Consider the following 18707-nt stretch of genomic DNA (forward strand, 5'->3'; position numbering starts at 1 on the left):
CGGTTCAGCGCGCGTCCTGCTCCCGCAGCTGCCGGAAGAACGCCCGGACGTCCCCCACCAGCAGGTCCGGCTCCTCCATCGCCGCGAAATGCCCGCCCCGGTCGAACTCCGTCCAGCGCACGATGTTCTCCGTGCGGTCCGCCTTGTGCCGCAGCGGACGCTGGGGCTCGGCCGGGAACAGGGCGACGGCGGTCGGCACCGTCGACGGCTGGGAGGGCGCGGTGGCGCGGGCGCCGGTGGCGTGCGCCCGCTCGTAGTAGATGCGGGCGGACGAGGCGGCCGTACCGGTCAGCCAGTACAGCATCACGTCGGTCAGCAGCCGGTCCCGGTCCACCGCCTCCTCCGGCAGCTCCTCGGAGTCCGTCCACTCCCGGAACTTCTCGACGATCCAGGCGAGTTGCCCGACCGGTGAGTCCGTGAGCGCGTAGCCGGGGGTGTGCGGGCGGGTGCTCTGCAGGACGGCGTACCCCGTGCTCTCCCGGGACCAGGCGGCCCAGCGGCGCCAGGAGTCGAGGGTGTTCGCCTGCTCCTCGGCATCGAGGGCGGCCAGTTCCTCGGTGGTGGGCTCGGTGGCCTGCTGGGCACCGGGCAGCAGATTGAGGTGCACGCCGATCATCCGATCGGGATGGGCACGGCCCAGCTCCCGCGAGATCGCCGCGCCCCAGTCACCACCCTGCGCACCGAACCGCTCGTAACCCAGCCGCGTCATCAGCTCCGCCCAGGCGTCCGCGACCCGCCCCGCCTCCCAGCCGGACTCCGTGGTCGGACCGGAGAAACCGAAACCGGGGACGCTCGGCACCACCACATGGAAGGCGTCCGCCGGATCCCCGCCGTGCGCCGCGGGATCCGTGAGCGGGCCGACCACGTCCAGGAACTCCACGATCGAGCCCGGCCAGCCGTGGGTGATGACCAGTGGAGTGGCGTCCGGCTCGGGGGAGCGGACATGGGCGAAGTGGATGTGGGCGCCGTCGATCGTCGTCGTGAACTGCGGCCACGCGTTCAGCTGCGCCTCCGCGGCCCGCCAGTCGTATTCGTGCCGCCAGTACCGGGCCAGCTCCCGGAGGTACGGCGTCGGTACGCCGTACTCCCAGCCGGCGCCCGGCAGCTCGGCCGGCCAGCGGGTGCGGTCCAGCCGGGCGTGGAGGTCGTCGAGGTCGCTCTGGGGGATCGAGATGCGGAACGGTTCAACAGCCGGCGAAGAGGTCATGGTCGGGATGCTAGGTGGACCGGTGGGCGATCAGCGATGAGTTTCCCGCCGTATGGGGGTCGGTACGGATGACCCTGTTCCACGCCCCAGGAGGTGTCCATGACCACCGACGGATTCACCACGTGTCTCTGGTTCGACGGCCAGGCCGAGGAGGCCGCCCACTACTACGTGTCGATCTTCAAGAACTCCAGCGTCGGGAAGGTCGGCCGCTACAACGAGGCCGGACCGGGGGAGGCGGGGTCCGTGCTGGCCGTCGACTTCACGGCCAACGGGCAGAAGTTCGTCGCCATCAACGGCGGCCCGCAGTTCAAGTTCACCGAGGCGATCTCCTTCCAGATCTACTGCGACGGCCAGGAGGAGGTCGACTACTACTGGGCCAAGCTCACCGAGAACGGCGGCGAACCCGGCCCGTGCGGCTGGCTCAAGGACAGGTACGGCGTGTCCTGGCAGGTCATCCCGGAGGGACTGATCGAGATGATCGGCGACGCCGACCCGGAGAGGGCGACCCGCACCACGCGGGCCATGTACACGATGGGCAAACTCGACATCGCCGCGCTGAAGAAGGCGTACGCGGGCGAGTGACCCGCACGACGACGCGGGGCGGTGTCCCCGGACACCGCCCCGCGCCTGCGCCTCGCCGGGTCAGACCCGGTCGGCCACGATCAGCAGGTACTGGAAGCTGCCGTTCTTGTAGGCGGTCAGGAAGGCGTCCTCGATCCCCGTCACCAGGTGGTCGGCCTGCTTGCGCAGTTCCCAGTACGGAATGGCCGCCTCGGTGAGGTCCTCCACATGGACCGGCACCAGACGGTTCCGGGCCATCGCCCGGAAGTACTCCGACCTCGGGTGGATGTCGCAGATGTAGTGCGCGTTGATCAGGGACACCTCGCGCGAGGCCTGTCCGTAGGCGTTGTTGTAGCAGCCGGTGATCGTGACGTAGCGTCCGCCCCGGCGCAGCAGCCGGGCGTGCTCGGCGAAGAGCAGCTCCAGCTCGACGTACATCGTGGACTCGTTGTTCCAGGAGGCCGCGTACGCGCCCGTCTCGAAGCCGGTGTCCAGCATGTTCCGGTGGTGGTAGCGGACCTTGTCACCGACCCCCCGCTTGCGGGCCATGTCGTTGGCGAAGCCCGCCTGCTTGGCGGAGATGGTGACCCCGTCGGCGTGGCAGCCGTAGCGCAGGTTCGCCACGATGCTGCCACCGCCCCGGCCGCAGCCGGCGTCGAAGACCCGGTCGTCCGGAGTGAGCGGGCCGAGATGCCCGGCAAGCAGTTCGGCCTGGGCGTGCTCCAGGCGGTGCAGCTCGCTGGTGACGCGCTCCTTGCGCAGCTCGGGGTCGCTCTCGTCGAGCACCGACCAGTCGGCCTCGCCGATGCCGTAGTGGTGGTGGTAGAGGTCGTCGATCTTTCCGAGTTCGAGGTTGACCGGGTTCTCCTCGGCGTTCCAGTACTCCGCGACGCTGTTCTGGTACCTGGACTGGGTCGGCACCGGGGCTGACGTGGTGGTCTTCCGAGCGACAGGGGCGGTGGTCAACAGTTGCTCCTCGAAGTGTTTCCGACGGTGTTTCGGATGGGCTCGCCGCTACCAGTAGTCGGGCAGGTGGTAGCGGTTGGTGTTGGTGGAGTGCCACTCGTGGTTGCCCGAGACCCAGGCGGCCAGGCCCTCCGCGTAGCGCGCGATCAGCGGTGAGGTGGCGCCCAGGGCGGCCGACTCCTCCTCGAAGGCCGCCATGATCCGGTTGTGGATGTCGACGGACTTCAGGTAGGCCGCCTTCAGTCCGCGCCGGTCGTTGGCCGCCACCACCTGGGGCAGGTTGAGGTGGTCCGGATCGCTCGCCAGCTCCTTGGTGAAGGAGTACAGGTCGTTGACGATCGTGGTCGCGTTGCAGGCCAGGGCGGTGATCCGCTGGATCTCCGGGCGGGCGTAGAGCGGCTCGGGCAGCTCGTAGCCGTCCACCGCGTCGACGATCGACAGACACGGCCGGAAGTTGTTGAACTGCCGCATCACCAGGTACTCCCAGATCCGCGGCATGTACCGCGTCTCCATCCAGGCGGCCTCGCCCAGGTACCCGAGGTGCAGCCGGGCGATGTCGTGCACGAACCGATCGGTCTGGCTCGGGGTGGCGAACCCGGCGAAGTCCGCGAGAGCGAAGTGGTACGAGCGCAGCGGACCGTCGGCCCGGATGCCCTCGCGCCACTCCTCCTCCAGCTCCGGGATGCCGTGGTAGGGGTCGAGCGCCGACTGGGCGATGATCAGTGGGCCGCCGAGTCCGCGCCGGGATCCGCCGCGCCCCTCGTCCTCCTCGCAGTAGCAGGAGTCCACGATGTTCTCGGCCAGCAGCAGCTTGCCGGCGACGGTGAGCCGGTCCAGGTCGAGACCGCCCGGATGCTGGAGTACGACGGCCCGGCCGAACTGGAAGCCCGAGAAGTCCCCCTTCCAGGCCTCGGGGAACAGGTCGAGCTCCCGGGCCCAGGTCTCCAGGCGGCGGTCCAGCTCGGCGGACTTGGCGGGGTCGGCGGGCACGGCCGGCCGGTAGTGCAGTCCGGGGACCGCCCCGGTGCGCCTGGCCGGGCGCAGACTCCGCGCGATGTCCGGCGGCCCGGGCAGGACGTAGGAGGTGGTGGGTGTGGTCATGATGACTGTGCTCCAGGCCGTCAGTCGGCGGTGCGGCCGAGCTGGACGTTCTCCAGGATCCCGGCCGCGTCGGGGACCAGGATGGCCAGCGAGTAGTAGGCGGTGACCAGGTAGTTGATGATGGCCTGCTCGTTGACGCCCATGAAGCGAACGTTCAGGCCGGGCTGGAACTCCTCCGGGATCCCGGTCTGGTAGAGGCCGATGACCCCCTGGTCGGTCTCGCCGGTGCGCAGCGCGATGATGCTGCTGGTGTGGTCGTCGCTGATCGGGATCTTGCTGCACGGATAGATCGGGACCCCGCGCCAGGCCGGGATCTCGTGCCCGTCGATGTTCGCGCTCGGGGGCACCAGTCCGCGCCGGTTGCACTGCCGGAAGAACGCCGCGATCGCCTTGGGGTGCGCCAGGATCACCTTGGTCTTGCGGCGCATGGAGATCAGTTCGTCCATGTCGTCCGGGGTCGGCGGGCCGGTGAAGGAGCTGATCCGCTGCCCGTAGTCGATGTTGTGCAGCAGCCCGAACTCACGGTTGTTGACCAGCTCCCACTCCTGGCGCTCACGGATCTCCTCGACCGTGAGACGCAGCTGCTGCTGGGTCTGGTCCATCGGGTTGTTGTAGAGGTCGGCGACCCGGGAGTGCACCCGCAGCACGGTCTGGGTGAGCGACAACTCGTACTCACGCGGCGCGAGTTCGTAGTCCACGAAGCCGCCCGGCAGGGTCGGCTCACCCCGGTGGCCGGCCTGTACCGGCACCCCGGCCTCGCCCTTGCGGTTCATCGGCAGCCGCTGCCGGTCGACGTACGCCTGGAGATGCGCACCGAGCGACGGCACCCGGTCCATGACCTCCTCGACGACCGTCCAGGGCAGCGCCAGCACCACGCCCGCCGTCTCCGCCCGGACCGAGGTGAGCCACAGCGGGTCGGTCTGGCCGACCGCCTCGTCGCCCATCTGGTCGCCGTCGGTGACGACCCCGACGACCTCCTCCTCTCCGTACTTGCCGGCCGCGAACCGGATGAAGCGGCCGTGCACGACCAGGTAGGTCTCGGTGACCGGCTGCCCGGCCTCGAACAGCACCTGCCCGGCGCGCACTTCGCGGGCCTGGAACCGCTCGGCGATCTGGGTCAGCGCGTCCAGGTCGTCGTACCCCCGCAGGACGGGCAGTTCGGTGAGGGTTGCGGGGATGACCCGGATGTCGTCCCCGCCGTTCTGCTCGAAGCTCACCCGGCCGCGTCCGGTGCGCAGTTGGAGGCGCCGGTTGACACGGTAGGCGCCGCCCTTGACGTCCACCCACGGCAGTGTCTTCAGCAGCCACCGGGAGGTGATGGCCTGCATCTGCGGTTCTGACTTGGTGGTCGTGGCGAGCTGACGTGCCGCCCGGGTGCTCAGGCTGGTGAGCTCCCCGTTGGTGGTCGGATCCGGCTCGGGCTCGTCGACGGCGGAACCGATGACGCTGTCCGGTGTGGACACATTCCCTCCAGCAGAGAGGCGAACAGAGGTGACCCGGAGGGTCGGTGGTGTGCGAGGTGGCGTTGCGCAAGGACCAGCCAAACAGCCGTGGTGATCTACGGGTACGGCGCGAAAGGGGCGGTTGTGCGCCTTAGTTGCGCAAACCTGGTGTTCGGGGTGGAAAAGGTTGCGTTTCCCGATCACGCGCCGGTGGCCCGCTCCGGTGCCCGGGGCCGGCCCGGGTTGGGCTCAGGAAAAGTCGTTGACCAGCACCGCGGCCCCGTCGAAGCGCCCGGCCTTCAGGTCCCGCAGGGCTTGGGGGGCCGCGGACAGCGGATAGACGTGGGTGGTCGCGTGGACGTGGTGCCGCTCGGCCAGAGCCAGGAACTCCCGCCCGTCGCCACGGGTGTTGGAGGTGACGCTGCGCAGCTCCCGCTCGTAGAACAACTCCCGCTCGTAGTTCAGTGCCGGTACGTCGCTGAGGTGGATGCCCGCCACCGCCAGCACCCCGCCCCGGTCCAGGGCGCGCAGCGCGACCGGCACCAGATCGCCGACCGGGGCGAACAGGACGGCGCTGTCCAGCGGCTCGGGCGGCGACTCGGAGGCGTCCCGGGCCGAGGCCGCACCCAGCTCCAGGGCCAGCCGCCGGGCCTCGGCACCCCGGGTCAGCACATGCACGGTCGCGCCCTCCGCGAGCGCCACCTGCGCGCACAGATGGGCGCTGCCGCCGAAGCCGTACAGGCCGAGCCGGCCGCCCGGCGGCAGCGCTGCCCTGCGCAGCGCGCGGTAGCCGATGATCCCGGCGCACAGCAGTGGCGCGAGCGCCACGTCCTCGAGAGTGCCGGGCAGCCGGTAGGCGAAGTCCGCCGGCACGGTCGTGTACTCCGCGTAGCCGCCGTCCGCGTCCCAGCCCGTGTACTCCGAGTGCGGGCAGAGGTTCTCGGCGCCCCGCCGGCAGTAGGCGCACACCCCGTCCGTGCGCCGCAGCCAGGCCACCCCCACCCGGTCACCCACCGCGAAGTCCGCCACGTCGGGGCCAAGGCCCGCGACCACGCCGACCACCTCGTGCCCCGGCGTCACCCCGGGCCGGTGCACCGGCAGATCGCCCTCCGTGACATGCAGGTCGGTCCGGCACACCCCGCAGGCGCGCACCCGGACCAGCAGCTCGTCGGCTCCGGGCACCGGCACCGGACGCTCGACGAGCCGCAGCGGATCCGCCTCGACCGGTCCGGGCCGCGCCACCGTCCACGCCCGCATCACGTCCGTCATGCCGCGCCCCGTCCGCCGAAGGCCGCTCGGTCATCCTTCCCAGTGTCCGCCGGAGTCCGGAGTTCGGCGCGCGGACGGTCGGCCGGATGGCTAGCGTGAGGAACCGGCAGAGTCCGTGCGATCGGAAGGGCCGCGGCCATGGCGGTACAACCTGAAGGAACCCCCTGTTGGGCCGACGCGATGTTCAGCGACCTGGAGGGGGCCAAGAGCTTCTACGGCGAGGTCCTCGGCTGGACGTTCGGCGAGTCGACTTCGGAGTACGGCAACTACACCCAGGCCTACGCGAACGGCAAGGCCGTCGCCGCGGTCGTACCGCCCATGTCCGGTCAGGAGGGGCATTCGCAGTGGTGTCTGTACTTCGCCTCGCCGGACGCGGCGGCCGTCGCCGAGCGGATCCGGGAGAACGGCGGTGAGGTGCTGATGGAGCCGATGCAGGTCGGCGACTTCGGCACGATGTGCCTGGCGCGTGAGCCCGGCGGGGCGGTCTTCGGCATCTGGCAGGGCGGCGTCCACGAGGGCTTCGAGGCCACGGCCGTGCCCGGCGCCTACTGCTGGGCGGAGGTCTTCACCCGCGAGCCCGAGAAGACCGACGCCTTCTTCACCGCCGTCTTCTCCTACACGGCCAGGCAGGTCGAGGACGACAACGTCGACTTCCGGATGTTCGACGTGGGCGGGAACACGGTCCTCGGCCGGATGGGGATGACCGACGACTTCCCGCCCGAGGTGGCCTCGTACATCAACGTCTACTTCACCGTCGACGACTGTGACGAGGCCGTCGCCAGGGCCACCAAGCAGGGCGCGGTGCTGCGCTTCGGTCCGATGAGCAGCCCCTTCGGGAGGTTCGCGGCGCTCACCGACCCGCAGGGCGCCAACTTCTCGGTGATCGACCTCACCACCACCGAGGGCGAGCAGCCGCAGGTCAAGGACGTCTGACCAGGAGGTACACCGGGCCACGGGCGGGCTCCCCGTCCGGCCGTGGCATGATCGGGCCCATGCGTGAACGAGTGGTGGCCGCGTGCGACGGGGCTTCTAAGGGAAACCCGGGACCGGCCGGCTGGGCCTGGGTGGTGTCCGACGACGCGGAGACGCCGGCCCGCTGGGAGGCCGGGCCGCTCGGCAAGGCCACCAACAACGTGGCCGAACTGACCGCGTTGGAGCGGCTGCTGACGGCCGTCGACCCGGACGTGCCGCTCGAGGTGCGGATGGACTCGCAGTACGCGATGAAGGCGGTCACCACCTGGCTGCCCGGCTGGAAGCGCAACGGCTGGAAGACCTCGGCGGGCAAGCCCGTCGCCAACCAGGACCTGGTCGTACGCATCGACGAACTCCTCGACGGCCGCACGGTCGACTTCCGGTACGTCGCAGCCCACCAGGTCGACGGCGACCCGCTGAACGACTTCGCCGACCGCGCGGCCAGCCAGGCGGCGACGGTCCAGGAGGCCGCGGGCAGCGCCCTCGGCTCCCCGGTGCCGCCGCCGTCGCCGACGCCCGCCGCCTCCGCCGGGGCCCCGCGCCGCAAGGCGGCACCCCGCAAGACCGCCGCCGGCGGCTCCTCCTCGCGCACCATCAAGGCCAAGTTCCCCGGCCGCTGCCTGTGCGGCCGCCCCTACGCGGCCGGCGAGCCGATCGCGAAGAACGGGCAGGGCTGGGGCCACCCGGAGTGCCGCACGGCGGACGCCTGAGCCTCCGTCGTCAGACGTCCGCAGCCGCCGTCAGCTGTCCTCAACTGTCCTCAGACGTCGAACGTGTAGAACCGCGTGTGGTCGAGCAGGTCCGCCGGCCGCACGTCGTTCCACGGCTTCATCGTCTCGTTCAGGTCGACGACGTCCGGCGTCCCGCCGCCCGGCACATAGGCCGCCTGCGGGTGCCGGCGCTGCCACTCGGCCCACAGCTTGTCGATGAAGGCGTGGTGCAGCCAGAACACCGGGTCGTTGGGGGAGACCCCGGTGGCCATCTGCCCGCCGACCCAGACGTGGACCCGGTTGTGCAGATTGACCCCGCGCCAGCCCTCCAGATGGTTCCGGAAGCCGTCCGAGGCGCTGTTCCAGGGCGCCATGTCGTACGTCGCCATGGCCAGCACCGAGTCGACCTCGGCCCGGGTCGGCAGCTCGCGCACGCCGGCCCCCAGTGACCTGCGCAGATAAGTACGACCGTCCACACGGACGTTGAGCGGCCAGTTCCCGCTCGACGCGGCGAACGGGCCGTCCGTCACCCGCCCGTCGGAGCTGCGCCCGGTGCCGCCGAGGAAGTCCGGCGCCCACAGCGCGGCACGGACCGTGCGGTCGGCGCTCCAGTCCCAGTAGGGGAGTGCCACCGAGGAGTCCACCGACTGCAGCGCCTGCTCGAAGTCGAGCAGGAATCTGCGGTGCCAGGGCAGGAACGACGGCGAACGATGGCCGGTGCGCTCCGAGTCGTCTGTGTCGGACATGATGAAGGCGTTGTGCGTGCGTACGAAGTCGTCGTAACGCCCGCTGCGCTTCAGCTCGATGACGGCGGCGACGAACCGCCGCTTCTCGTCGGCGGACAGACTGGCCTGGTTCTTGCGTATGGTCATGTGCTTCGAGGCTCCGGAAGTCCTTGTGGGGGCGGTCAGTTGGCGGGGAACGGCAGCAGCGCGGCGCCTTGCAGCTCGTCGACCGCCGCGCGGGCTGCGGCACGCGGGGTGCGCACCGGGTCGTAGTGGCTGACCACGCTGATCCAGCTGCCGTCCGCGTTCCGCATGACGTGCAGCTCCACCCCGTCCACGAACACCGCGTAACCGGTGCCGTGTCCGTGGTGGTGACCGCCCATGCCCTTCATGTCCTTCATGCCGGCCATGCCGCCCATGTCGCCCATGCCGGACGGGCGGCCCTGTATCCGGCGGCCCTTGTAGACCTCGTCGAAGGGTTCGAGGGATCCCTCCTGCGGGTGAGCGGCGGCCGGCGTGCCGGGGGCGACCAGGGTCTGGGCACCGGCCGCGGCGGCGAGGGCGGCCGCCGCGGTGAGCGCGCGACGGCGGGTGAGCTCGGGCATACGGATGCTCCTGTGCTGGGTGCGGGTGATGACTCCGTATGCCTATCCGCCGGTTTCCGAGCGGGAGAAATCGCCCGGATCGGGTTGGCTGTGATCAGGACAATTGACTACATGTCATACAAGATTGAACGAAGATGATCTTGCCGTGGCCGGGGGCTCGGCGGTACCGGAACGGGGAATTCCTTGCCCGGGCGGGGGCGTTTCCGTCGATCTTTCGCAAGGGTCCGCCGTCCGGGTGTCGTGGCTCACGCCGTCAATCTGGCGCGATTCGAAAACCCGGCCGGGCCCGTCACCGCTGCTACTCTGCGGTGCCAATCGGCCACTTTCAGTGAGACCCAGGGGTACGTGTGAAGGTCGTCTGCGTCGGAGGCGGGCCCGCCGGCCTGTATCTAGCGATCCTGCTCAAGCGGCAGAACCCGTCCCACGACATCACCGTCCATGAACGCAACCCCGAGGGCTCGACCTACGGCTGGGGCGTCACCTACTGGCGTGCCCTGATGGACCGGCTGCACACGTACGACCCCGAGTCGGCACGCGCCGTCGAGGAGAGCTCTGTGCGCTGGCACCAGGGCATCGCCCATGTCCGCGACCAGGTGGCCCGGCAGCCCGGCGACCCGGGCCACGGCATCGGCCGCCACCGCCTCCTGGAGATCCTCGCCGCACGCGCCAGGTCCCTGGGAGTACGGCTGGAGTTCGAGAGCGAGATCACGCCCGACGACCTTCCCGAGGCGGACCTGGTCGTCGCCGCCGACGGCATCCACAGTGCCCTGCGCACCCGGCACGCCGAGGCCTTCGGGGCCGAGGTCACCGAGGGCCGCAACCACTACGTCTGGCTCGGCACCACCAAGGCCTTCGACTCCTTCACCTTCGCCTTCGCCGAGACCGAGCACGGCTGGGTCTGGTGCTACGGATACCCCTACGACGACGGGCACAGCACCTGCGTCATCGAGTGCGCCCCCGAGACCCTGACCGGCCTCGGCCTCGACACGCTGAACGAGGCCGACCAGCTGGCCCTGCTGGAGAAGCTGTTCGCCGGCATCCTCGACGGCCGGCCGCTGATCGGTGGCTCCTCGGCGGCCGCCTGGCCCACCTTCCGCACGCTCGTCAGCCGCACCTGGCACCACGGCAACCTCGTCCTGCTCGGCGACGCCGCCCACACCACGCACTACTCCATCGGCGCCGGCACCACCCTCGCCCTGGAGGACGCGATGTGCCTCGCCGCTGCCCTGCGCGAGCACGGCGCCGTGCCGCAGGCCCTCGTCGCCTACGAGCGGCAGCGCAAGGCCGAGCTGGTCTCCGCCCAGAGCGCCGCCCGCCTGAGCGCCCAGTGGTACGAGAACCTGCCCCGCTATATCGGCCTCCCCCCGCACCGCATGTTCGCCCTGCTCGGCCAGCGTCACTCGCCGCTGCTGCCGTACGTTCCACCGCAGCTCTACTACGGCATCGACAAGGCGGCCGGACGGCTGGAGGTGCTGCGCCGGCTCAAGCGGTGGCTCGGGCCCCGGGCGGCGCGCGCCCTGCACTCCCGGTCGTAGTCGCCCGCCGTCGGCACGAGTTGGTGAAAGGCCATTCACTCGATAGGGTGAATTGGTATTCACCTTCTTATCTGTGCCGTCCGCAGGAGCGCCGATGGATCACCCCGCCCCGACAGCCGGCCCCTCGGGCTCGTCCGCCGCACCGCCCCGGCTGCGGGAGCGGCTGACCATCCCGGTGCTGGCCTTCGGCGGGATCCTGATGGCCGTCATGCAGACGGTGGTCGTCCCCCTGCTCCCGGACCTGCCCAGGCTCACCCGGTCCTCGGCAGGCACCGTCTCCTGGATGGTCACCGCGACCCTGCTCGCCGGGGCCGTCCTCACTCCGGTGCTCGGCCGGGCCGGTGACATGTACGGCAAGCGCCGGGTACTGACCGGGGCGCTCGCCCTGATGACCGTGGGCTCCGTGATGTGCGCACTGTCGTCCGACATCACCGTGCTCATCGCCGCCCGCGCCCTGCAGGGCGCCGCCGCCTCCGTCGTACCGCTGTCGATCAGCATCCTGCGTGACGAACTGCCGCCCGAGCGGCGGGGATCGGCGGTGGCGCTGATGAGCTCCACCGTCGGCATCGGCGCCGCGCTGGGGCTGCCGCTGGCCGCGCTGGTGGTGCAGTACTACGACTGGCACACCATGTTCTGGCTGACCAGCCTCCTCGGTGCGCTGGGCGTGGCGGCCGTGTGGTGGGCGGTCCGGGAGTCACCGGTGCGCGAACCGGGGCGGTTCGACGTGCTCGGCGCGCTCGGGCTGGCCGTCGGACTGACCTGTCTGCTGCTCGGCGTCTCGCAGGGCGGCCAGTGGGGCTGGGGCAGCCCGCGCGTCCTCGGGCTGTTCGCCGCCACCGTCGTCGTGCTGGCCCTGTGGTGGTGGCAGCAACTGCGGACCGAGCAGCCGCTGGTCGACCTGCGTCTGGTGTCCCGGCCCCGGGTCGGCCTGTCCCATGTCGCCGCCCTGCTCACCGGGTTCGCCTTCTACGCCAACTCCCTGGTCACCGCCCAGCTGGTGCAGGCGCCGAAGGCCACCGGATACGGCCTCGGCCTGTCCATCGTGGCCACCGGCCTCTGCCTGCTCCCCGGTGGCATCACCATGCTGCTGTTCTCGCCGCTCTCCGCCCGGATCTCCGCCTCCCGCGGCCCGCGCATCACCCTCGCCCTCGGCGCCGCGGTCATCGCCTGCGGCTACGTGGTCCGCATCGCCGACAGCCGAGACCTGTGGATGATCATCCTGGGCGCCACCGTCGTCGCCACCGGCACCACCCTCGCCTACTCGGCGCTGCCCACGCTGATCCTGCGGGCCGTCCCGGCGAGCCAGACCGCCTCCGCCAACGGCGTCAACGTCCTCATGCGCACCATCGGCCAGGCCACCTCTAGCGCCGCCGTGGCGGCCGTCCTCACCCATCACACCAGCCGCGTCGGCGGCGCCCTGGTGCCCACGCTGCACGGCTATCTGCTGTCGTTCACGATGGCCGGTGTCATCGCGCTGGTGGCCGGCGCGGCCGCCCTGTCCATACCCGGCGACAAGGCCACGGACGACGCCCCGCGCGCCAAGGCCCGCCTCCAGGGCGCGCGGGACGACGCGCTGGAGGGAGCATGAGTGCCGTGAGCACCCGACCCGACACCGGCAACGACACCACCCAAGCGCCCGCGCCCGCCCGCCGGGACGCGGAGGCCACCAAGGCCGCCATCCTCAAGGCCGCACGCCACCTCCTCGCCCGGCACGCGCACGCCGACATCACCCTCAAGGACGTCGCCGAACGCGCCGGGGTCAGCGCGCCGCTGATCCTCAAGTACTTCGGCAACAAGGACGGCCTGTTCGCCCGCGTGATGTCCTTCGACGCCGACGCGGCCGCCCTGCTGGACGCACCCCTGGACGACCTGGGCCGGCACATGGTCCGGCACGTCCTGGAGGGCCAGCGCGACCGGGGCGCCGACCCGCTGCTGCGGATCGTCTTCGCCCCTCTGCACGGCGACCACGGAGACGTGCTGCGCGCCAACTTCCGCGCCCAGGTGGTCGACCGCGTCGCCGCCCGGCTCGCCGGGCCCGACGCCCCCCTGCGCGCCGAACTCGCCGTCGCCCAGCTCATCGGCCTGGGCGTGATGTACGGCATCGCCCGCGGCCCACGGCTGCGCGACTCGGCGATCGACGACCTCGCCGACCGCTACGGCCCCGCCGTCCAGGCCCAGTTGACGCCCTGAGGCGCGGGCCGCCCTGGAGGGTGGAGTGGTGGCGCGCGGCTACCGTGGGTGCACGGCGTAGGTCAGGTGTGTCACCCGCGAAGACGGCTCCGAACGGAGCGGCTCCAGCGCGACCCTGGACGCGTCCACGCCGTCGAACAGGCGGGTGCCGGCGCCGAAAAGCACCGGTGACAGTGTGATCGAGAACTCGTCGACCAGGCCGGCGTTCAAGTACTGCAGGATCGTCGCGCCGCCGCCGGCGATGCGGACGTCGCGGTCGCCGGCGGCCTCGCGGGCTCGGTCGAGGGCGTGCTCGATGCCGTCGTCGACGAAGTGGAACGTGGTGCCGCCGGGCCGCTCCCACGGGTCACGCCCGGTGTGGGTCACGACGAAGACCGGGGTGTGGAAGGGCGCCTCCTGCGGCCATGACCGCTCGCCGAGATCGAACATGCGCCTGCCCATGACGCTCGCGCCGGTGCGCTCGAACGTCTCCCGCGCGACGTCGTTGTCGCGGCCCTCCTCGCCGCCCTCGCCCAGCTTCAGGTTCTCCCGGAAGAACCGCAGCGGGAACACCCACTGCTGCAGCTCCGTCCACTGTGCCATCCAGCGCCGAACGTCCGGGTCGTCCTGCCTGTCGGGCGCGAAGAGCTGGTCCTGGGCGAGCACGGCCTCGGGCGCGACGAATCCGTCCAGCGACATCGACACGCTGAAGAAAACCTTCCCGGCCATCAGCCCTCCGCTTCCTTCCGCGCGAGGCCGGTGACATAGGCCGCCAGGCCGCTCAGGGTCTGCCGGCCGCCCTCGATCGCGTGGTACTTCTCGACCGCCTCGTCGCGCAGTTCCCTGGTGGGAAACACCGTGCGCATCACGATCCGGGTCGCCGCGCCGTCCGGCGCGAAGGTCAGGACCGACTCGAAGGCGTTCGGGTCGTCGCGGTACTCACCGTGCAGCAGCGCGATCCGCTCCGGCGGGACGATCCGCAGCCAGCGGATCCACTCGGAGTAGTCGGTCCCGTCCGGCCCGTGCAGCACGAAGACCCACTCCCCGCCCTCGCGGAACTCGAAGGACCGCGTGGTGGTGGTGAACCCGTCCGGACCCCACCACCGCGACAGGTGCCGGACCTCCGTGAAAGCCTCGAACACCAGCTCCCGTGGGGCGTCGATGACCCGGGAGATCACGATCTCCCGGTCGGCCGTCGTCGGCTCCGCCCGCGTTTCCTGCCCTGCTCCTGCCATCGGTCATTCCTCCTGCCGTGTCTGCTTGAGGTCCTGCACGTAGGTGTCCAGGCGGTCGAAACTCTCGTTCCAGAACCGCTCGAATCCGCCGACCCACTCGTGGACCGGCCGCAGCCCGCGGGCGTCCAGGCCGTACAGGCGCTGTTTGCCCGCCTTGCGGTCCCGCACCAGCCCGACCTCCCGGAGCACCCGCAGGTGCTTGGACGCGCCGGGCTGGGTCATCCCCAACTCCTGGGCCAACTCGGTCACCGGCCGCTCACCCGCCCTCAGCAGGACCAGGATCTCCCGGCGCTGCGGCTCGGCGATCGCGTTGAAGACGTCCGAGGTCGTCGCTGCTCGTGCCATGGCAGCCATCGTATTCCCATATCGGAATGCGTCAAGCCGGTCGGGAAACGGGCGAGTCTGTCGGATGACGGTCGCCGCGGGAACGACCCGTGATCTCAACCCTGAGCACGCCCTGGTCCGGCCCTAGTCCGGCTCCGGGCCGGTCAGCACCGCCTCGGCCGACCTGCGGAAGGCCGTCAGCAGCCGGTGGTGGTCCCCGGCGCGGGTCGCCAGGACCACCTGGCTCGGCTCGACTCCGTGCAACGGGACCGTGGTCAGGTCGGGGCGGATGGCCGTACCGGGCACCAGGGGCACGATCGCCACGGCCTGCCCCGCGGCTACGTGTTCGAACTTGTCCTCCACCGCGCCGATCAACGGACCGTCGGGCGCCGGGCTGCCGTCCGGCCGGGGATCGACGCGCCAGAACGCGTTCCACAGCGGATCCCGTCCCCGGGGCAGCGGCTCGTCGGCGATGTCGTCGAGTGTGACCGACTCCTTCCCGGCCAGCCGGTGGTCCAGCGGGACCACCAGGACACGCGGCTCGTCGTAGAGGACCGTCACCCGCAACCGGTCGGTGCGCAACGGCAGCCGGGTCACGACCGCGTCGACGCGCCCCGCCAGCAGGGCCTCGCGCGGTTCGTTCCAGCCGAGGTGCAGGGTCCGCACGTCGGCATCGGGGAAGCGGCGGCGCAGATCGCGCACGGCGGGGGTGACGAAGATCCCGTTGATGTACCCGACGGTGATCCGGCTGGGCTCGGCGGCGGCCCGGGTGACGGCCGCGGCCTCGCCCGCGGCCGTCAGCAACGCCCTCGCCCGCGGCAGGAACACCTCACCGGCCTCGGTGAGCCGCGCCCCCTGCGGGGTCCGGTCGAAGAGCCGCGCCCCCAGCACCTGCTCCAGACGCTGGACCTGGCGGCTCAGCGACGGCTGGGTGATGTGCAGGACGCCGGCGGCCCGCCCGAAGTGCCGCTGCTCGGCGACGACGGTGAAGTACCGGACGAGCCGCAGATCGAGGTCAGGGCCGGAAGCGGGATCAGCCATGCCTCCAGGGTACGGCCGACGACCTGCGCCGATGCCTGAAACGCATTGCGCATTGCGCATCAGGCTTTGGACGCGCGCCGCCCGTCGGCCGAATGATGGAGCCACCAACCCCTCCCTCGAAGGAGCACCGGCCATGCGGGTATTCGTCACCGGCGGCAGCGGCTTCATCGGCTCCGCGGCCGTCCCCGAACTCCTCGGCGCCGGGCACCGGGTTCTCGCCCTCGCCCGCTCGGACAGGTCCGCCGAGGCCCTGAAGGCGGCGGGCGCGGAAGTGCACCGCGGCAGCCTCGACGACCCCGAGGACCTGGCACGCGCGGCGGCGGGGACCGACGGCGTGCTGCACCTCGCCTTCAACCACGACGACTTCCCGGACGTGACACGAGCCGTGGAGACCGACCTGCGCGTGATCGAGGCGATCGGGGCCGCCCTGGAAGGGTCGGACCGGCCCTTCGTCGTCACCTCCGGAACCCTGATGCTCGCCGCGGTCGACGGTGTGGCGACGGAGCAGGACACCCCGGCACCGGCCGTCCACCGCGGCGCCTGCGATCTGGCCGCACTCGCCCTCGCCGAGCGCGGCGTACGCAGCTCGGTGGTCCGTCTGGCCCCTACCGTGCACGGCCGTGGCGACCAGGGCTTCGTGCCGCAGCTGATCGACGTCGCCCGCCGGACGGGCGTCGCCGCGTACGTGGGCGAGGGCACCAACCGCTGGCCCGCCGTGCACCGCCTGGACGCGGCCCATCTCTACCGCCTGGCCCTGGAGTCGTCCCCGGCGGGCACGGCCCTGCACGGAGCGGCCGATCAGGGGGTCCCGTTCAAGGACATCGCCGCGGCGATCGCCGAGGGCCTAGACGTCCCGATGAAGAGCATCGCGCCCACAGAGGCCGAGGCGCACTTCGGCTGGCTGGGCATGGTGGCCGCGATCGACAACGCGACATCGAGCGAGCGGACCCGGAAGCTCCTGGGCTGGAAGCCGGAACAGGCGGACCTGCTCGCGGACTTGGAAGAGGGTCACTACTTCTAGGCTCCGGCACCGGCAACGCGCCCCTTCAAGGGCGCGGGGCTGTGCTCGACATGCGGCCAGGGCCGCGTGTGCGCGACCAGCCCCCACCGGCCCCGCCCCTTCATCGGCGCACCACCACCCCATCCAGAAACCCATTGCTGAACACCCGGTGTGGGTCAAGGCGATCCAACGTCTCCACCGCCGCATCCCACACCGCACCCCCGAACGACCCCGGAATCCTCGTACCGAGCACCTCCTCGTCACTCCACACAGCGGACCCGGTGTACGCCCAGCCCTTGGACCACTCCACCCGAGTCCCCTCGTACCGCTCGAACAGGAACCGCTCCAACTCCCGCAGGAACGCCTCCGCATGAGGCGTCCCCGGCAGCGTCAGCACATCCAGCCACACCGCCGTGTCCGCCCCGTCCCTCGGCCGTAGGGCGGAGAGCAACGGCACCTGCGCGCCGGTCAGTTCCACATCGGCCGGCTCGTCCAGCCCCGTCACCCGGATCTCCACCGACCCGTTGACGGGGAACCGCCCCGACGCGGCGTACGCGGTGAGCCGTTCCCGGTAGAACGACGTGAACTCGTGCACAACACGCTGCACGTCGGCCCGCCGGGTCAGCACCGCGTACCCGTTCGCGTTGATCCGCAGCGTCGTCGGCCGCAGATACAACAGCGTGTTCTTCGACGCCCCCCAGATGTCCGAGGACAGCGTCGACACCAGCCCGACCGCCGCCACGTCCAGCTGCGCGTTGCCCAGCACCGGCGCCAGATACCAGGCCGCGCCGGACACCATCCGACCCACGAGGTCGGCGACCACGGTCGGCACGACGTCGGAGAAGGGGTAGTTGTACGGCGAGGTCACGTGGCGCGAGGTCAGCGGTCTGGCCGGGGCGACGCTCCACTCCTTCAGCCACGGGTACTCGGTGAAGGCGAACCAGATCGCCTCCACCCGCCCGGACCGCGCCAGGAAACCGTCGAGGGTCCGCCCGCCGGAACCGGGCGCGGCGAACAGTTCGCCGGCCGGGATGTCGGTCCGGCTCACACACCGCAGATTGCTGTTGCCGCCCACCCGCAGCACGACCTCGGTCACCAACGCCCGGCCCAGATGCGTGAGCAGGGCCGCGCAGTCCGGGTCGGCGCGCCGGAACGTCCGCAGGACATACGATCCCGCGTCCTCGTCCCACACCACCGCCGTCAGCGACAGCACCAGATTGCTCAGCGAACCGTAGGTGTGCCCGGGCAGCGGCCGCTCGCCGTCGGCCGGTACGGCGGTGCCGTGCGCGTCGATCGCCAGCGCCCCGCCGAGCGTCAGGTCGCCGGGCGCCGGAGCGGCGGTGAGCCCGAGACCGTGGCCCTCGAGGAAGGTGAGCAGCGTCTCCATGGTGACCCCGGTCCCGGCCCGCACCTGTGACCCGGAGTCCAGGGACAGCCCCGTCAGGTGCGCCCCGGTGTCGACGAGCAGCACCCTGTCGCCGGCGGCCGTCCCCTCCGTGACGGTCAACGGTGACCAGCCGTGCGAGGAGCCACGCGCCCTGACCCGCCAGCCGTTGCGCCAGGCCCAGTCGACGACGGTGAGCACCTCGTGCGCGTCGGCCGGGGCGCAGGCCCACAGCCCGTCCGCGGTGATCTCGCCGACCCAGTTGCGGTACGCCGAGCGGTACAGCGCCACATCCGCCGGGAAGCCGGGCAGTTCGGCCGCGGCCACGGCCGGATCCGCCACCGACAGCACCGGTACGGCGGCCAGCGCGGCGGCGGACCGCAGGAAACCCCGACGGCTCCAGCCGTCCGGGGCAGGGAAGTTGTCCGCTGAACGATCGGTCACGCCGACACGCTAGGGCC

The 18707-nt window shown here is 71.2% G+C and carries 19 protein-coding genes; 7 read left to right on the forward strand and 12 right to left on the reverse strand.

Annotated features, from left to right (window positions below; translation table 11 throughout):
- Positions 1-4: 4 nt before the first annotated feature.
- Entirely contained in the window at positions 5-1207 is a 1203-nt protein-coding gene (locus ACZ4N4_RS42600; RefSeq protein WP_467599352.1) for an epoxide hydrolase family protein, read from the reverse strand.
- A 99-nt stretch (positions 1208-1306) separates the two neighbouring features.
- Between ACZ4N4_RS42600 and ACZ4N4_RS42605 the strand changes: the two genes are divergently transcribed.
- Positions 1307-1789, forward strand: a complete 483-nt coding sequence (locus tag ACZ4N4_RS42605; RefSeq protein WP_467599355.1) for a VOC family protein — start codon at positions 1307-1309, stop codon at positions 1787-1789.
- 60 nt (positions 1790-1849) lie between these two features.
- On the opposite strand, the gene ACZ4N4_RS42610 is transcribed toward ACZ4N4_RS42605, so the two are convergent.
- The 4 genes from ACZ4N4_RS42610 to ACZ4N4_RS42625 form a co-directional block, all read right to left on the reverse strand.
- Positions 1850-2734 carry a geranyl diphosphate 2-C-methyltransferase gene (locus tag ACZ4N4_RS42610; RefSeq protein ID WP_453577818.1) on the reverse strand — a complete coding sequence of 295 codons (885 nt, stop codon included), beginning with the start codon at positions 2732-2734 and terminating at the stop codon, positions 1850-1852.
- Positions 2735-2782: 48 nt separating this feature from the next.
- A complete protein-coding gene (locus ACZ4N4_RS42615) occupies positions 2783-3835 on the reverse strand; it encodes a family 2 encapsulin nanocompartment cargo protein terpene cyclase (protein WP_467599358.1) in 1053 nt (350 codons plus the stop codon).
- A gap of 20 nt (positions 3836-3855) precedes the next feature.
- A complete protein-coding gene (locus ACZ4N4_RS42620) occupies positions 3856-5298 on the reverse strand; it encodes a family 2B encapsulin nanocompartment shell protein (RefSeq protein ID WP_467599361.1) in 1443 nt (480 codons plus the stop codon).
- Positions 5299-5526: 228 nt separating this feature from the next.
- On the reverse strand, positions 5527-6534 hold the full coding sequence (locus ACZ4N4_RS42625) for a zinc-binding alcohol dehydrogenase family protein (RefSeq protein WP_467599489.1): 1008 nt from the start codon (positions 6532-6534) through the stop codon (positions 5527-5529).
- Positions 6535-6684: 150 nt separating this feature from the next.
- Between ACZ4N4_RS42625 and ACZ4N4_RS42630 the strand changes: the two genes are divergently transcribed.
- Positions 6685-7479 (forward strand): VOC family protein, encoded by a 795-nt coding sequence (locus tag ACZ4N4_RS42630; protein ID WP_453577825.1) that lies wholly within the window; start codon positions 6685-6687, stop codon positions 7477-7479.
- A 47-nt stretch (positions 7480-7526) separates the two neighbouring features.
- Positions 7527-8228: a ribonuclease H family protein gene (locus ACZ4N4_RS42635; RefSeq protein ID WP_467599365.1), complete on the forward strand. Its 702-nt coding sequence runs from the start codon at positions 7527-7529 to the stop codon at positions 8226-8228.
- Between the two features lie 50 nt (positions 8229-8278).
- Here the strand turns inward: ACZ4N4_RS42635 and melC2 are convergent, their stop codons facing one another.
- Complete coding sequence (gene melC2 / locus ACZ4N4_RS42640) at positions 8279-9100, reverse strand: tyrosinase MelC2 (RefSeq protein WP_450768168.1); 822 nt, start codon at positions 9098-9100, stop codon at positions 8279-8281.
- Positions 9101-9135: 35 nt separating this feature from the next.
- Entirely contained in the window at positions 9136-9558 is a 423-nt protein-coding gene (gene melC1 / locus ACZ4N4_RS42645) for an apotyrosinase chaperone MelC1 (protein ID WP_467599368.1), read from the reverse strand.
- Positions 9559-9905: 347 nt separating this feature from the next.
- Here melC1 and ACZ4N4_RS42650 point away from each other — a divergent pair, with 347 nt between their 5' ends.
- The 3 genes from ACZ4N4_RS42650 to ACZ4N4_RS42660 all read left to right on the forward strand — a co-directional run bounded on the left by ACZ4N4_RS42650 (position 9906) and on the right by ACZ4N4_RS42660 (position 13283).
- Positions 9906-11093, forward strand: a complete 1188-nt coding sequence (locus tag ACZ4N4_RS42650; protein WP_467599371.1) for an FAD-dependent monooxygenase — start codon at positions 9906-9908, stop codon at positions 11091-11093.
- A gap of 94 nt (positions 11094-11187) precedes the next feature.
- Entirely contained in the window at positions 11188-12681 is a 1494-nt protein-coding gene (locus ACZ4N4_RS42655; RefSeq protein WP_467599374.1) for an MFS transporter, read from the forward strand.
- Positions 12678-13283, forward strand: a complete 606-nt coding sequence (locus ACZ4N4_RS42660; protein ID WP_453577838.1) for a TetR/AcrR family transcriptional regulator — start codon at positions 12678-12680, stop codon at positions 13281-13283. Before ACZ4N4_RS42655 ends, ACZ4N4_RS42660 begins: the two co-directional genes overlap by 4 nt.
- Positions 13284-13322: 39 nt before the next feature.
- Here the strand turns inward: ACZ4N4_RS42660 and ACZ4N4_RS42665 are convergent, their stop codons facing one another.
- The 4 genes from ACZ4N4_RS42665 to ACZ4N4_RS42680 all read right to left on the reverse strand — a co-directional run bounded on the left by ACZ4N4_RS42665 (position 13323) and on the right by ACZ4N4_RS42680 (position 15862).
- Positions 13323-13991 (reverse strand): dihydrofolate reductase family protein, encoded by a 669-nt coding sequence (locus ACZ4N4_RS42665; RefSeq protein WP_467599377.1) that lies wholly within the window; start codon positions 13989-13991, stop codon positions 13323-13325.
- Complete coding sequence (locus ACZ4N4_RS42670) at positions 13991-14497, reverse strand: SRPBCC family protein (protein WP_467599380.1); 507 nt, start codon at positions 14495-14497, stop codon at positions 13991-13993. The genes ACZ4N4_RS42665 and ACZ4N4_RS42670 overlap by 1 nt, the downstream gene beginning before the upstream one ends.
- Positions 14498-14500: 3 nt before the next feature.
- Positions 14501-14842 carry an ArsR/SmtB family transcription factor gene (locus tag ACZ4N4_RS42675; protein WP_453577844.1) on the reverse strand — a complete coding sequence of 114 codons (342 nt, stop codon included), beginning with the start codon at positions 14840-14842 and terminating at the stop codon, positions 14501-14503.
- Positions 14843-14965: 123 nt separating this feature from the next.
- Positions 14966-15862: a LysR family transcriptional regulator gene (locus ACZ4N4_RS42680; RefSeq protein ID WP_453577847.1), complete on the reverse strand. Its 897-nt coding sequence runs from the start codon at positions 15860-15862 to the stop codon at positions 14966-14968.
- 133 nt (positions 15863-15995) lie between these two features.
- Between ACZ4N4_RS42680 and ACZ4N4_RS42685 the strand changes: the two genes are divergently transcribed.
- Entirely contained in the window at positions 15996-16883 is an 888-nt protein-coding gene (locus ACZ4N4_RS42685) for an SDR family oxidoreductase (RefSeq protein WP_467599383.1), read from the forward strand.
- Positions 16884-16983: 100 nt separating this feature from the next.
- On the opposite strand, the gene ACZ4N4_RS42690 is transcribed toward ACZ4N4_RS42685, so the two are convergent.
- Positions 16984-18690, reverse strand: a complete 1707-nt coding sequence (locus ACZ4N4_RS42690) for a cholesterol oxidase substrate-binding domain-containing protein (protein ID WP_467599386.1) — start codon at positions 18688-18690, stop codon at positions 16984-16986.
- Between the last annotated feature and the right edge of the window lie 17 nt (positions 18691-18707).

It is taken from the genome of Streptomyces sp. NPDC026538 (genome assembly GCF_055567535.1).